Genomic DNA, 14,873 nt, shown 5'->3' on the forward strand with positions numbered 1-14,873 from the left:
TTCGATGACGCATCGCAACCGCAAGCTGGCAGGCATCCTTAATCTTCACGACTTCGAGGTGGCGGCCAGAAAGAAACTACCCCGACCGATCTTTGGCTATGTATACAACGCCGCCGAGGATCGCAAAACCTATCAGGCCAATCGTAGCGCCTTCGACGACTACCGCTTCGTGCCGCGCACCTTTGTCAACGTGGCATCGATTTCGCTCGAGACCACGCTGTTCGGCGAGACCCACCAGGCACCGTTCGGCATAGCACCGATGGGTATCAGCGCCATTTCGGCCTATCGTGGTGATCTGGTGCTGGCCCAGGCGGCGGCTGCCGCCGACATCCCCATGATTCTCAGCGGTTCTTCACTGATCCCCATGGAAGAAGTCGCCGCCACCGGCGGCACCGACTGGTTTCAGGCTTACTTGCCGGGTACGCCGGATGCAATCGAGGCACTGATCAAACGCGTCAAGCGCGCCGGTTTCCACAATCTGGTAGTGACCCTGGATTATCCCGTTCCCCCCAACCCCGAGCACAATATCCGCAGCGGCTTCTCATCTCCGCTCAAGCCCACTGCGCGGCTGGCTGTGGATGGTCTGCTGCGGCCGCGCTGGCTGCTAGATACCTTCTGCCGCACGTTGCTGCGCCACGGCATCCCGCACTTCGAGAATAACTACGCCCAGCGTGGCGCACCGATCATCTCGCGACACGTGGCCCGCGACTTTTCCGGCCGCAGCCACTTCGACTGGGAGTACCTCGACCTGGTGCGCCGGCTCTGGCCGGGCCACCTAATAGTCAAAGGCATATTGCATCCTGAGGATGCGGTGCGTGCGCGTGACGCTGGGGTCGACGGCATTATTCTTTCCAACCACGGCGGGCGCCAACTGGATGGCACCATCTCGCCGCTGCAGGTGCTGCCACAGGTGGTGGCCGACGTGCCGGATATTCCGATCATGATCGACAGCGGTTTCCGTCGCGGCAGCGATGTGATCAAGGCGCTGGCGCTGGGTGCCAGCTTCGTGTTCCTCGGGCGGCCCTTCAACTACGCCGCGGCCTGCGCTGGCGAGGACGGGGTACGCCATGCGGTGACCCTGCTGGCCGATGAGATGCGCCGCGACATGGCTCTGCTCGGCGTCACTGAGATCAGCGGCCTGAGCCGCGAGCATCTCTACGAGACCAGCCGCCTGGCCACGGGCGCCTGACCTCGACCATAACCGATCAGGAAGCCTTGCCATGCGTATTACCGACATTCGCGCCTCGATCCATGCCTTGAACGTTGATGTGCCCGGCGTCGGGGTCTCGGTGGAGCGGCGTGTGTTTGTGTTCGTCGAGGTCGAGACCGATGCCGGCACTACCGGGTTCGGACTGACCGGCGCCATGCTGCCGGCCGCGGTAGTGGCCTGCATCGAGCACCACCTCAAGCCGGCACTGCTCGGCATGCCAGCGCTATCTCGCGAGCGCATCCATGCCCACGTCTGGCGCAAACTCAATATTCGCGGCTATACCGGGGTGATCTCCAACGCGCTATCGGCCATCGACATCGCACTGTGGGATGTCTGGGGCAAGTGGGAGCAGCGCTCGATTCACGAGCTGATCGGAGGCTATCGCGACTGGGCGCCGACCTATGCCACTTTCGGCTATCCGTTCTTCGATACCGATCAGCTCGCCGAGCACGCCAAGCGCTTCCTTGCCGATGGCCATCGGATGCTCAAGATGGTAGTGGGGGGTGATCCATCACGCACCTGGAAGGATGACGTGGAGCGAGTGCGCTGCGTGCGCGAGGCGATCGGTGCCGACGCCGACCTGATCATCGACGCCAACTGCTGGTTCGATCCGTTCGAGGCGCGCCAGCTGGCCCAGGCGGTGGCCGACTGCCGGCTGCTGTGGTTCGAGGAGCCGATCCAGCAGAACGACGTGCGTGCGCTGGCCGATTTGCGAGCCCAGATCAGCATGCCGTTGGCGGTCGGCCAGATGGAGGGAAACCGCTGGCGCTACCGCGAGTTCATTGCCGAGCGGGCGGTGGACATCATCCAGCCCAACGTGATCTACAACGGCGGCTTCACCGAATCGATCAAGGTCGCGCACATGGCCCAGGCCTTCAACATGCCGATGACCAACGGCGGCGGCTGGCCGATCTTCAACATGCATCTGCTATGCGGCCTGATGAACGGCGGTGCGGTGGAGTTTCACTACGGCATCTGGCAGGTCGGCAAGCACTTCTTTCATGGTACGCCCGATCCCGAGAACGGTCACATGCAGCTGTCGGGCGCCCCGGGACTCGGCTTCACGCCTGACTTTGACGCGCTTGAGGCGGCGCGTCTCGATGCCACCCAGCTAGCAACAGCAGCAAATCACGATGCTCATGGTTATCGCCTGCGCGGGTGAATGGCCACTCTGTGCACGATAATATCTTTTATGATTGGCCGCTAGACGATCTGCTACATGATCAAGCTGTAATAGATTGACGCTTGGTAACATGCACTTCGCTTCGGCCACCTGCGTTTGTTCGTGAGTGTGATGTCCAAATTAAAATTAATAGTGCTATGGGCCCAACAAGTTACTCGGCTCTCTCCTTCATCACACGCGGATCACGGCCGATGGGGTGCGGCTCGCCGCGCTGGCGAGCCAGTTCGATCTGCTTCTGGCGCTCACGCGCGGCGGCGCGAGTCTTCTCGGGCAGCGAGTCCCAGCAGTGCGGGCAGCTCACTCCGGGCTGGTAGCGGCCGGACTGCATCTCCTCGGCCGAGACCGGCATGCGGCAGGCGTGACACTGCTCGAAGTCACCTTCGCTCAGGTCATGCCGCACCGTGACCCGGTTGTCGAACACGAAGCACTCGCCGCGCCACAGCGACTGTTCCTCGGGCACCTCCTCGAGATACTTCAGCACCCCACCCTTGAGGTGATAGACCTCCTCGAACCCCTCGCCGAGCATGAAGCTCGAGGCTTTCTCGCAGCGAATGCCGCCGGTGCAGAACATCGCCACTTTCTTGTGCTTTGCCGGATCGTAGTGCTCGCGAACGTACTTGGGAAATTCGCGAAACGATTTGGTTTTGGGGTCGATGGCGCCCTCGAAGGAGCCAATGGCCACCTCATAATCGTTACGCGTGTCGATCACCAGCACCTCCGGATCGGAGATGATGTCGTTCCACTGGCTGGGTTCGACATAGGTGCCGACTCGTTGGTTGGGATCGATGCCATCGACGCCGATGGTCACGATCTCCTTCTTCAGCTTGACCTTGGTGCGGTAGAAGGGGGGCTCATCGCACAGCGACTCCTTGTGATCGATGTCGACCAGTCGCGGATCGGCTTTGAGCCAGGCGAGCAGGGCATCGATGCCCTCTCGGGTGCCGGCCACGGTGCCATTGATGCCCTCGTTGGCCAGCAGCAGGGTGCCCTTGACGCCGTTGGCCTGCATCACGTCGAGCAGCGGCTCGCGCAGGGCCTGGTAATCCTCGAGGGTGACGAACTTGTAGAGTGCCGCGACGACGATGCGCGGTGTATCGATAGTGCCCATGCTCGCTCCAGGTAGTCGTCCTCGCAAAGGACGGACCGGGTATGTGAAGCGGCATATTCTACGTCACGGGCGGCTATGCTGCAGCCCTTGACGACAAGGCCCCGCGCATTGGCGGGGCCTATCGGTCAAACGAATCGAGGCGAGGTTTCAATCCTGGAAGTTGGTCTCGGAGTAGAGCGTGCGCAGGCGCAGGGTGTGCTCGACTTGCTTGAGCGTGTCCAACGCCTGGGGGCCGTAGGCCTTATCGACATCGATCACCACGTAGCCGACCTTCTCGTTGGTCTGCAGGTACTGGCCGGAGATGTTGATGCCGTTCTCGGATAGCACGCGGTTGATCTCGGATAGCACGCCTGGCACGTTCTCGTGGATGTGCAGCAGACGGTGCTTGTCCGGGTGCGCGGGCAGCGCCACTTCGGGAAAGTTGACCGAGGTGACCGTGGTGCCGTTGTCGGAGTAGGTGATCAGCTTCTCGGAGACCTCGATGCCGATGTTCTCCTGGGCTTCCAGTGTCGAGCCACCCACATGAGGCGTCAGGATGACGTTCTCGAGGCCGCGCAGCGGGCTCTCGAACTCCTCGTCGTTGCCCTTGGGCTCGACCGGGAAGACGTCGATCGCCGCACCCAGCAGCTTGCCGCTCTTGAGCGCCTCGGCCAGTGCTTCGATCACCACCACGCTGCCGCGGGAGGCGTTGATCAGAATGCCGCCCTGCTTCATCAGCGCGATCTGTTCGGCACCGATCATCCAGCGCGTGGAGGGCAGCTCTGGTACATGCAGGCTGACCACGTCGGCACGTGCCAACAGCTCCTCGAGGCTCGCCACCTGGCGGGCATTGCCCATGCCAAGCTTGGTGACCACATCGTAGAAGATCACGTCCAGACCAAGGGATTCGGCGAGCACCGACAGCTGGGCGCCGATGCTGCCGTAGCCGACGATACCCAGCGTCTTGCCACGCGCCTCGTGGGAGTTCTTGGCCGACTTCAGCCAGCCGCCCTGGTGGGCGCGGGCGCTCTTCTCGGGGATGCCACGCAGCAGCATGATCGCCTCGGCCAGCACCAGCTCCGCCACCGAACGAGTATTGGAGTAGGGGGCATTGAAGACCGGAATGCCGCGGGTGAGGGCAGCATTGAGGTCGACCTGGTTGGTGCCGATACAGAAGCAGCCCACCGCCGTCAGCTTTTCGGCGGCGTCGAAGACGCGTTGGGTCAGCTGAGTACGGGAGCGGATACCGAGAAAGTGAACATCACGAATCTTGTCGATCAGTGTGGCTTCGTCAAGCGATGTCGGTAGATGCTCGATATTGGTGTAACCCGCGTTCAGCAAGTTGTCCACCGCGCTCTGGTGGACGCCCTCAAGCAGCAGGATCTTGATCTTGCTCTTGTCCAGGGACGTTTTGGCCATGGTCGAATCAACCCTTCCGGCGGCTGGTGCCGCTTGCGATCAGTATATTGGTTAGCCTGTCGGCCCGCCCTCCCGTGGTGGTCGGGCATGGCATGCAACAGGGGCACTATCCTAGCACAGCGGGGCCTCGGCTCGGCCGCATGGCAAGATGAAAATGCACGTGGCTGATAGTGAATGCCATGCATGTCGCCGCGATATCGCCAAGAGGCAGACGACCACCGGGGGGGAGCGTGTATACTCTGCTATCTATTTCGATTTGTCCGGGCACGGTGGCCAAGGAAGCCTGCCCGCATCGATAAGCGAGAAGAGGTGTCATGCCAGACAAGCCCCTTGACAAGCCCACGGCGCGGCAGGATTTCGCCGCGACGCTCGATCATCTGGAGTCGCTGGTGGCCCGCCTCGAGTCCGGCGAGCTCTCCCTTGAAGAGTCGCTCTCCGCCTTCGAGCAGGGCGTGCGCCTGACCCGTGATGCCCAGCAACGCCTCGACGATGCCGAACTCAAGGTGCGGCGTTTGATCGAGCAGCCTGACGGCACGCTGCAGGAGGCGCCTTTTGATACGCCTGATGAGGAGATGCGCGGGTGATCACCGAGACGCAACCGCTGGTCGAGCGGCTGGCCGGCGATCGTGCCCGTGTAGATGCCCGGCTCGAGGCACTGCTTTCGGCAGACGAGGCGGTCTCGCCGGCGCTTGAGGCGGCCATGCGCTACAGCGTGCTGGGCGGCGGAAAGCGCCTGCGTCCGGTGCTGGTGTATGCCGCCGGGCGCGCCCTTGGCGCGTCGGAGGCGATGCTGGACGGCCCGGCCGCGGCCATCGAGCTGATCCACGCCTACTCGCTGGTCCATGACGACCTGCCGGCGATGGATGACGACGACCTGCGCCGGGGCCAACCCACCGTGCACAAGGCGCATGGTGAAGCCAATGCGATACTCGCCGGCGATGCCCTGCAGGTACTGGCCTTCGAGGCGCTGGCCGGGACCGAGCACCCGCGGCTTGCTGCGCTGGTCCGTACTCTCGCCCAGGCCTCGGGCCGGCGGGGCATGGTGGGAGGTCAGGCACTCGACCTCGCCGCCGTGGGCGTTCACCCCGATGCCGACGCGCTGATGCGCATGCACCACTACAAGACCGGCGCGCTGATTTGCGCCGCGCTGCGCTTGGGCGGGCTGATCGCCGTCGACGAGAGCGATCCGGGCCTGGCAGCGCTGGAGCGCTACGGCCTGGCGATCGGCCTGGCCTTCCAGATACAGGATGACATCCTCGACGTGACTGGCGACACCGCCACCCTAGGCAAGACCTCCGGCGCCGACGCGGCGCGCGACAAGCCGACCTATCCGGCCCTGCTTGGCCTGGAGGGCGCCCGCGCCAAGGCCCGCGAGCTGCTCGACGACGCGCTGGCGGCGATCGCGCCGCTGGGTGAGCGCGGCATGCCGCTGGCCGACCTGGCTCGATACATGATCGAGCGCGACCATTGAGACGACCGATATCCCCATGAAGCTGTTCGACGAAATTCCCGCCGAGCGTCCGGCCACGCCGCTGCTCGACACGCTGGATACCCCCGTGGCGCTGCGGGCCATGACCCCGTCCCAGCTGCGGCAGGTGGCCGATGAACTGCGCGCCTACCTGCTCTATAGCGTGGGTTGCAGTGGCGGTCATTTTGGCGCCGGGCTCGGTGTCGTGGAGCTTACCGTGGCGCTTCACCATGCGCTGGAGACACCCTACGACCGTGTCGTCTGGGACGTGGGGCACCAGGCCTATCCGCACAAGATCCTGACCGGTCGACGCGAGGCGATGCCGCGCATTCGCCAGTATGGCGGGTTGGCGGCGTTCCCGCGCCGCGCCGAATCGGAGTACGACACCTTCGGTGTGGGGCATTCCAGCACGTCGATCTCGGCGGCGCTGGGCATGGCGCTCGCCGCCCGCGCACGCGGCGAGAAGCGACGTGTCTGCGCGGTGATCGGTGACGGTGCGCTCACCGCCGGAATGGCCTTCGAGGCGCTGGCGCATGCCGGGCACGTCGATGCCAATCTGCTGGTGGTGCTCAACGACAACGAGATGTCGATCTCCGAGAATGTCGGCGGCATCGCCAGCTATCTGGCACGTATCCTCACCAGCAAGCCCTACACCGCGATGCGCGAGAACAGCAAGCGCGTGCTCTCGCATCTGCCCGGTGCACTTGAGCTCGCCAAGCGCACCGAAGAGCACGTCAAGGGCATGGTCAGCCCGGCCACGCTGTTCGAGGAGATGGGCTTCAACTATATCGGCCCGATCGACGGTCATGACCTGGCGGAGCTGGCCCATACGCTGCGCAACATGCGCGATCTGGAGGGCCCCCAGTTCCTGCATGTCAGGACCCGCAAGGGACGCGGCTTCCAGCCCGCCGAGGCCGATCCCATTGGCTACCACGCCATCACCAAGTTGGAGAAGAGCGTCGAGCCGCCGCCGGTCCCAAGCAGTCCCGCGCCGAAGAGACCCAAGTACTGCAACGTGTTCGGCGACTGGCTGTGCGACATGGCAGCCGTCGATCCGCGGCTGATCGGCATCACCCCGGCGATGCGTGAAGGCTCGGACCTGATCCGCTTCTCGCTCGAGTATCCGGAACGCTACTACGATGTGGCGATTGCCGAGCAGCATGCTGTCACGCTTGCCGCCGGCATGGCTTGCGAGGCGATGAAGCCGGTGGTGGCGATCTACTCCACCTTCCTGCAGCGTGGCTACGACCAGCTGATCCACGATGTGGCAGTGCAGAACCTCGATGTCACCTTCGCCATCGACCGTGCCGGCCTGGTCGGCGAGGATGGCCCTACCCATCACGGCAGCATGGACCTCTCCTTCCTGCGCTGCATTCCCGGCATGGTGATCCTGGCACCGGCCGACGAGGCCGAATGTCGCGCCATGCTGTCGGCGGCCTACCATCACCCGGGGCCGGCGGCGGTCCGCTATCCGCGCGGCAGCGGACCGGGCGTGACGATACCCGAGCATCTCGAGCCGCTTGAGATCGGCAAGGCCGAGGAGCGGCGCAAGGGCAGTAGGGTGGCGCTGCTCGCTTTCGGCAGCCTCAACACGGCAGCAGCCGAGGTTGCCAAGCGGCTCGATGCCACGCACATCAACATGCGCTCGATAAAACCGCTTGATCGAGGGGTGATTATTGCCGCGGCGGGCGAGCATGAGCTGCTGGTCACCCTGGAGGAGAACGTGATCGCCGGTGGTGCCGGAAGTGCGGTCAACGAGCTATTGGCAAGCGAAGGCGTACAGGCGCGAGTGCTCAACCTGGGCTTGCCGGATGCTTTTGTCGAGCATGGCAAGCCACAAGAGTTGCTCGAGGAGTGCGGATTGACGACCGAAGGGATCGTCAAGGCCATCGAGCAGCGGTTCGCCGCATCAAGGGGCATCTCCTAATGTTGCGCTGCAATGGCGCAACAGGGCGAAAGAAGACTTCATTTGGTGCGTCGTTACTCGCCATCGAGGGCTTCTTTTCCAGCCGAATTGGCCTGATTTTAAATTAAGACATTGTTTTTTAAAGGAAGAAAAAAAAGCGGCACGATTTTCGTAAGGGTATAGACGTAGGTCAGGAGGAGAATCGGACAGTGTACTCCTCGTCATGGCCTGACCCCTTTTCAACGTCGCACCCCATCGGGTCGCGATATACCGAGTGAGCTGGCGTGCTCCCCTAGTCCCCTTCGGGGGGCTTTTTTTTGTCCGAAAATTGTCAGGAGTTCCCCTGCGCAGCCTGGCGGTGTAGGGTCGAGTCAACGAGGTCACTTCTACGGTGGCGGTGCCATGGCATGACGATCCTCCTTCCTCGCTTGTTCAATGTACGTCGCGAAGAGCTCCCTTCGGTGCTGCTCGCGGTGCTGTTCTTCTTCTGCGTACTGACTGCCCTGATGGTGCTGCGGCCAGCCCGCGAAGCGCTTGGCCTGCGAGGGGGCATCGATGCGGTACGCTGGCTGTTCATGGGCACTGCGCTGGTCACGCTGATGATCAACCCTTTGTTTGGCTTACTGGTCAGTCGCCTGCCGCGCATGCGCTTCATCACCGCCACCTATGCGTTCTTCTCTTTCACGCTACTCGCCTTCTACCTGACCATGACACTTACGCCGGAGGTGATCGGCATCACTACCGGCCAGCTGTTCTATGTCTGGTTCAGTGTCTTCAACCTGTTTGTGACCATGGTGTTCTGGGCACTGATGGCGGATCGCTTCTCGCTGGAGCAGGGCAAGCGCTTCTTTGGACTGATCGCGGTGGGAGGAACCTGTGGCGCCATCTTCGGCCCCTGGCTCGCTTCACGACTGGCCACTCCCCTGGGCACGCCCGCCTTGCTGCTGATATCCATCGGCTTTCTGTTGCTGGCACTGGGAGCCGCCTGGGGCATCGCTCGGCTGCAGCCGTTGCATCCGCGGCAGGGCACCGGCACCCATGCCACGTCCATCGTCGATGAGCGCGAACTCATCGGCGGCAGTGCCTGGGAAGGGCTGCGTGCGGTCTTCCGCTCGCGCTACCTGCTCGGCATCGCGGCCTATGTGGTCATTCTTGCCATCATGGCTACCTTTCTCTATTTCACCCGATTGCAGATGGTCGCCGCCCTGGGCGAGGATCTGGACCTGAGAACCACGATGTTCGCGCGCATCGATCTGATCACGCAGGTCGCGACATTGGTGATGCAGGCCCTGGTGGCCGGCCACGTGATGAAGCGGGCCGGGGTGTCGGTCACGCTGGCGCTGCTGCCGCTCACGGCGGCACTTGGCTTCATAGGCCTCGCGATTGTCGGATCGCTGGCAGCACTGATCGTCTTCGAAGCAGCCTTTCGTGCCGTGCAGCGTGCGCTGATGCGCCCGGCACGCGAGACGCTCTACACGGTCACCAGCCGCGAGGACAAGTACAAGTCGAAGGCCTTTATCGATACCTTCATCTATCGCGGCGGAGACGTGGTGGGCGCGCAGCTGGAAGGGATGCTGGGCCGGCTGGGCATGGGACTTGCCGCCGTGGCCAGTGTTGCCGTGCCATTGGCACTGGCATGGGCAGCCCTCGCCCTCTGGCTCGGCCGCACGCAGCAGCGTATCGCCCTGGCGCCACCGGAGAGTGCCGAAATCGGCACTGACGCCATCAACCCTAGCAGACAGCGGAGTGCGCCATGATCTCTCGTCGTGATTACCTGAAACTCAGCCTGGCCGCAGGTGCCGCGCTGGCCATCAATCCCGCGCTGTCATGGGCCGAGGAGCGTGAGCTTGGCCTGATCACTCGCGCCATTCCCTCGTCTGGCGAACGTCTTCCCGTGGTGGGGCTTGGCAGTTCCGCCACTTTTGCCGATGTGGCGCGAAGCGAGGATGTCGCGGCGCTGCGCGAGGTGTTCCAGGCAATGGTCGACAACGGCGGCCGGCTCTTCGATACCGCTCCCGGCTATGGGGCCTCCGAGGAGGCGGCCGGTGAGATCGCCGATGAACTCGGTATCACCGATACGCTGTTCTGGGCCACCAAGCTCAATGTCGCCGGGCGCGATGGCGGGAGTGCCGATCCATACGAGGCTCGGGCGCAGATCGAAGCCTCCTTCGCACGGTTGAAGAAACCCACACTCGATCTGATTCAGGTTCACAACCTAGGCGATGTGCCGACTCAGCTCGGCCTTCTCAAGGAGCTGCGTGACGCGGGACGGGTGCGCTACATTGGCGTGACGACCACCTTCCCACGCCAGTACGACGAGCTCGAGCAGATCATGCAGCACGAGCCTCTCGACTTCATCGGCGTCGATTACGCCATCGACAACCTAGCCATGGAGGAGCGCATCCTGCCGCTCGCCCAGGAACGGGGTATCGGTGTGCTGGTCTATGCCCCCTTCGGGCGCACACGGTTATGGGAGCGCGTGAGCGGACACGAGGTGCCGGAATGGGCAGCACAGTTCGATGCTCACTCCTGGGCCCAGTTCTTCCTGAAATTCGTCATAGCGCATCCCGCCGTTACCGTGGCAACGCCCGCCACCAGCCGCACCCGCCACATGATCGACAACATGGGGGCAGCCCTTGGCGACTTGCCGGACGAGGCGATGCGCAGGCGGATGATTGCCCATATAGAGAGCCTGTAATTGCCTCTGTCGAGACAGTAGGGTCATCCCATTATCACCATGGCGGTGATAATGAGTATTACAAAAAAAAGGCCGCCTCCAGTGTCGCAAGCGGCCTCTTTTATCGATCAATCAACTGTCGTTAATGGATAGTTGGTTTTGAGATCACATCACGTATTGTCGTCTTCCTCGAACCAATTGTCGTCGTCATCGCCGTTGTCGTCCCAATCGATATCGTCGGCATCGCCGCCGCCGCGGCGCTCGGCCCCGCCTGTGGGACTCCCCGCACCGGCATCGGCTCCACCCGCTTGTGAGCTGCCGCCACTGGCAGTATCGGAGCCCGTCTCGGTACCCAAGGTGCCGGCACCCTGGGACTCGTTTTCCTGGGTCTCGATCTGCTGATCGTCCCGGTCGGTATCGTTGTCATCGGCAAAAGCCAAGGGGCTTGCCAACAATCCGAAAGAGAGACCGAGAACGGCGAGCTTATTATAAAGATCGTTATTCAACATGGCGTGCACCTCCATTTGCGGAAATCGAATAAGCGACGCATCTAAAACAGGCCAGCAGTACGGCTTCAGGATGCGTTATTACACTGTAGAAGGTCTTATCGAGAGCACCAGCCAGTGATACGGTTGTTCGATCCAACATGATGGCGCCAGGAGATCTGTCGATGATAACCCTGTACTTCTTTCCCTCGTCCCGCTCGTTGCGGGTGGCCTGGACGCTGGAAGAGCTGGGGCTCGATTACGAGTGCCGACACATCGACATGGTAGCTGGTGAAGGTCAGGAGGAGGTGCACCTAGCAAGGCATCCTGACGGCAAGGTGCTGGTGCTGGAGGAGGGCGATCGGACGCTGTTCGAGTCGTCGGCGATCTGCCGCTACCTGGCCGAGCGCCATGGTGAACCGGGTGCTCTCCTGCCGGAGTCACTCGAAGCACGCGCCGCAGTCGATCAGTGGATGAGCTTCGTGATTGGCGAACTGGAGCAGCCGCTCTGGACCCAGGGCAAGCATAAGTTTGCCCTTCCTCAGGAGCGGCGCGTACCGGCGATACTGCCCACTGCGGCCTGGGAGTTCCAGCGCGCTCTGGCAGCCCTCGAACGGCGCTTCGACGGCGCGGGGTGGCTGGTGGGAGAAACGTTCACCCTGGCGGACCTGTTCGTTGCCCACACCCTGAGTTGGGGAGCCAGGTTCAAGAACCGCCTGCCGCCGGCGCTGGATGCCTACCGCGAGCGCTGCCTCTCCCGCCCCGCCCTGGCCAGAGCCATGGCACGCGAGAAGCAGGCCGCCCCGCAAGCCGAGTAGTCTGGGTTCGCAGGACTCGTCTACGCCTCGAAGGGCAGTACTGCGGTGTAGACCGCGAAGTAGTGGCAAACGCTGCCGGCGAGCACGAACAGGTGCCAGATGACATGGTTGTAGGGGATCGCGCGAATGGCGAAGAACACCACGCCCAGCGTGTAGGTGATGCCGCCAGCGGCGAGCAGCACGATCCCGGTACTCGACAGGCTCGCGGACATCTCGCCGCTGGCCAGTACGATCATCCAGCCCATGACCAGATAGATGACTACACGGAAAACCGTAAAGCGCTGTGGCCAGAGCAGCTTGCAGGCGATGCCGGCAAGCGCCAGGCCCCACACCGCGGTGAACAGCGTCCAGCCGGTGGGGCCGCGCATGTTGACCAGCAAGAAGGGGGTGTAGGTGCCGGCGATCAGCAGGTAGATGGCGCAGTGGTCAAGCATCTGGAACAGCTGCTTGAGGCGCGGATGGCGGACACCGTGGTAAAGCGTCGAGGCGGTATAGAGCAGCACCAGGCTCACGCCGTAGAGGCTGATCCCCACGAGCTTCCAGGGATCGATATTGGCGGCCAGGCTGGCCAGCACCAGCAGCACTACCACGCCGGCCAGGCTGAGCGCGGCCCCCACGCCGTGGCTGATGCTGTGTAGCAACTCCTCGAGACGGCTGAACTCTTGGGAAAGCTGGTTCATGGTCATTCCTTGCGTTCGATATCCACATCGGACGCCTGGGTGAAATCTCCGAGCGCCATCATATGGCCGAGCTTGCCGGCCTTGGTGGCCAGATAGTGCTCGTTGTGCGGGTTGAGGCCGGTGGTGATCGGCAGCCGCTCGGCGATCGTCACTCCGTCGCGGGTCAGGGCATCCACCTTGCGTGGATTGTTGGTCATCAGTTTGAGCGATGCCACGCCCAGATGTTCCAGCATCGGCACGCAAAGATCGTAACGCCTGAGGTCGGCACCAAACCCCAGGCGCTCGTTGGCCTCGACGGTATCCAGCCCCTGGTCCTGCAGGTGGTAGGCGCGGATCTTGTTGAGCAGGCCGATGCCGCGTCCTTCCTGACGCAGATACAGCAGCACGCCGCGCCCCTCGTCGGCGATGCGCTTGAGCGCCTCCTGCAGCTGGTAGCCACAGTCGCAGCGCATCGAGAACAGCGCATCGCCGGTCAGGCACTCCGAATGCACACGTCCCAGCACTGCCTCGCCGTCGTCGATCTCGCCAAGTGTCAGGGCGATATGATCCTTGCCGGTGGCGTCATCCTCGAAGCCATGCATGATGAAAGTCGCCCATGGCGTGGGCAGTTGGGAGGCGGCGATGAATCGGATCGTCACGGAAAACCTCGATGCTGAGCGACGGCGTGGCCGGCGAATTGAGGAGGCCATTCTAGCAGGTTCGCCGTCCCCGCTCACGGCGGCAGGGTAGTACGCCGCCGAAAGCGACGAATGTAGTGATGAATAATGGCTATAGGTGGGGGGAGTACTGTCACGAATCAAGCCGCCGGCGGCGTCATTGGGTACAATGCGCACAAATTCGCAAGCACCGAGTCTATCTCATGTCTCTCAAGAACGATCGCTTCCTGCGCGCCCTGGCCCGTCAGCCGGTGGACCGCACTCCGGTATGGATGATGCGCCAGGCAGGTCGCTACCTGCCGGAATACCGCGCCTCACGCGCCGATGCCGGCAGCTTCATGGACCTGTGCCGCAATCAGGAACTGGCCTGCGAGGTCACCCTGCAGCCACTAGAGCGCTATCCGCTGGACGCCGCCATTCTCTTCTCGGATATCCTGACGATCCCCGATGCCATGGGCCTTGGGCTCTATTTCGAGACCGGCGAGGGGCCGAAATTCCGCAAGCCGGTGCGCAGTGCCGAAGACGTGGCTGCGCTCAAGGCCCCGGATGCCGAGCGCGATCTCGACTACGTGATGAACGCGGTGCGCACCATTCGGCATGAGCTGAATGGTCGGGTGCCGCTGATCGGCTTCTCAGGCAGCCCCTGGACGCTTGCCACCTACATGGTAGAGGGCGCCTCGAGCAAGGACTTCCGCCATGTGAAGTCGATGCTCTACGGCAACCCCGACGCCATGCACGAGCTGCTCGACCTCCTGGCCACGGCGGTGACTGACTACCTCAACGCGCAGATTCGCGCCGGGGCCCAGGCGGTACAGATCTTCGACACCTGGGGCGGCGTGCTCTCCACCCCGGCCTATCTGGAGTTCTCGCTGCGCTACATGGAGCAGATCGTTGCCGGATTGATCCGCGAGCACGATGGGCGTCGCGTGCCCGTTATCCTGTTCACCAAGAATGGCGGCCAGTGGCTCGAGCATATCGCCGGTGCCGGCAGCGATGCGCTGGGACTCGACTGGACCACGGAACTCTCCGACGCGCGCGAGCGGGTCGGGCATCGGGTCGCGCTGCAGGGCAATCTCGACCCCAACGTGCTGTTCGCCAAGCCGGCGGCGATCCGTGCCGAAGTGGCACGAGTGCTGGATAGCTACGGAACGGGGCCGGGCCACGTCTTCAACCTGGGCCACGGGATCAGCCAGTTCACCGATCCGGATCATGTCACCGCGTTCATGGACGCCTTGCATGAGCTGAGTCCGGCCTACCATCAGGGCGCATGACCATGGCCCAGAT

General features: G+C 63.0%; 14 protein-coding genes. 9 read left to right on the forward strand and 5 right to left on the reverse strand.

The genetic code is table 11. The features are described from left to right. The first annotated feature begins 4 nt into the window (after positions 1-4). Both HJD22_RS10825 and HJD22_RS10830 read left to right on the forward strand, forming a co-directional pair. Positions 5-1,189 carry an alpha-hydroxy acid oxidase gene (locus tag HJD22_RS10825; RefSeq protein WP_208655241.1) on the forward strand — a complete coding sequence of 395 codons (1,185 nt, stop codon included), beginning with the start codon at positions 5-7 and terminating at the stop codon, positions 1,187-1,189. 31 nt (positions 1,190-1,220) lie between these two features. Beyond that, entirely contained in the window at positions 1,221-2,372 is a 1,152-nt protein-coding gene (locus tag HJD22_RS10830) for a mandelate racemase/muconate lactonizing enzyme family protein (protein WP_208655240.1), read from the forward strand. A gap of 172 nt (positions 2,373-2,544) precedes the next feature. Here the strand turns inward: HJD22_RS10830 and HJD22_RS10835 are convergent, their stop codons facing one another. Continuing rightward, positions 2,545-3,501: a rhodanese-related sulfurtransferase gene (locus HJD22_RS10835; protein WP_208655239.1), complete on the reverse strand. Its 957-nt coding sequence runs from the start codon at positions 3,499-3,501 to the stop codon at positions 2,545-2,547. Between the two features lie 147 nt (positions 3,502-3,648). Continuing rightward, a complete protein-coding gene (gene serA / locus HJD22_RS10840; protein ID WP_208655238.1) occupies positions 3,649-4,899 on the reverse strand; it encodes a phosphoglycerate dehydrogenase in 1,251 nt (416 codons plus the stop codon). Between the two features lie 314 nt (positions 4,900-5,213). Here serA and HJD22_RS10845 point away from each other — a divergent pair, with 314 nt between their 5' ends. From HJD22_RS10845 to HJD22_RS10865, 5 genes are all read left to right on the forward strand, one after another. Then, positions 5,214-5,483: an exodeoxyribonuclease VII small subunit gene (locus tag HJD22_RS10845; RefSeq protein ID WP_208655237.1), complete on the forward strand. Its 270-nt coding sequence runs from the start codon at positions 5,214-5,216 to the stop codon at positions 5,481-5,483. Beyond that, positions 5,480-6,370 carry a (2E,6E)-farnesyl diphosphate synthase gene (gene ispA / locus HJD22_RS10850; RefSeq protein WP_208655236.1) on the forward strand — a complete coding sequence of 297 codons (891 nt, stop codon included), beginning with the start codon at positions 5,480-5,482 and terminating at the stop codon, positions 6,368-6,370. The genes HJD22_RS10845 and ispA overlap by 4 nt, the downstream gene beginning before the upstream one ends. 16 nt (positions 6,371-6,386) lie before the next feature. After that, positions 6,387-8,294: a 1-deoxy-D-xylulose-5-phosphate synthase gene (gene dxs / locus HJD22_RS10855; RefSeq protein ID WP_208655235.1), complete on the forward strand. Its 1,908-nt coding sequence runs from the start codon at positions 6,387-6,389 to the stop codon at positions 8,292-8,294. Between the two features lie 386 nt (positions 8,295-8,680). Beyond that, positions 8,681-10,030 carry an NTP/NDP exchange transporter gene (locus HJD22_RS10860; protein WP_208655234.1) on the forward strand — a complete coding sequence of 450 codons (1,350 nt, stop codon included), beginning with the start codon at positions 8,681-8,683 and terminating at the stop codon, positions 10,028-10,030. Next, positions 10,027-10,971 carry an aldo/keto reductase gene (locus HJD22_RS10865; RefSeq protein WP_208655233.1) on the forward strand — a complete coding sequence of 315 codons (945 nt, stop codon included), beginning with the start codon at positions 10,027-10,029 and terminating at the stop codon, positions 10,969-10,971. Before HJD22_RS10860 ends, HJD22_RS10865 begins: the two co-directional genes overlap by 4 nt. A 149-nt stretch (positions 10,972-11,120) precedes the next feature. Here the strand turns inward: HJD22_RS10865 and HJD22_RS10870 are convergent, their stop codons facing one another. Beyond that, entirely contained in the window at positions 11,121-11,459 is a 339-nt protein-coding gene (locus tag HJD22_RS10870; RefSeq protein ID WP_208655232.1) for a hypothetical protein, read from the reverse strand. 161 nt (positions 11,460-11,620) lie between these two features. Between HJD22_RS10870 and HJD22_RS10875 the strand changes: the two genes are divergently transcribed. Beyond that, complete coding sequence (locus HJD22_RS10875; RefSeq protein WP_208655231.1) at positions 11,621-12,253, forward strand: glutathione S-transferase family protein; 633 nt, start codon at positions 11,621-11,623, stop codon at positions 12,251-12,253. A gap of 20 nt (positions 12,254-12,273) precedes the next feature. Here HJD22_RS10875 and HJD22_RS10880 read toward each other — a convergent pair whose 3' ends face one another. Next, the gene (locus tag HJD22_RS10880) at positions 12,274-12,933 is read right to left on the reverse strand and encodes a hemolysin III family protein (protein ID WP_248730216.1); all 660 of its coding nucleotides are present in this window, start codon (positions 12,931-12,933) and stop codon (positions 12,274-12,276) included. A 2-nt stretch (positions 12,934-12,935) separates the two neighbouring features. Further along, positions 12,936-13,571: a GTP cyclohydrolase II gene (ribA, locus tag HJD22_RS10885; RefSeq protein WP_208655229.1), complete on the reverse strand. Its 636-nt coding sequence runs from the start codon at positions 13,569-13,571 to the stop codon at positions 12,936-12,938. A gap of 221 nt (positions 13,572-13,792) precedes the next feature. Here ribA and hemE point away from each other — a divergent pair, with 221 nt between their 5' ends. Continuing rightward, positions 13,793-14,860, forward strand: a complete 1,068-nt coding sequence (gene hemE, locus HJD22_RS10890; RefSeq protein WP_208655228.1) for a uroporphyrinogen decarboxylase — start codon at positions 13,793-13,795, stop codon at positions 14,858-14,860. Positions 14,861-14,873 lie beyond the last annotated feature (13 nt).

This window comes from Halomonas sp. TA22 (assembly GCF_013009075.1).
Taxonomy (GTDB): Bacteria; Pseudomonadota; Gammaproteobacteria; order Pseudomonadales; family Halomonadaceae; genus TA22.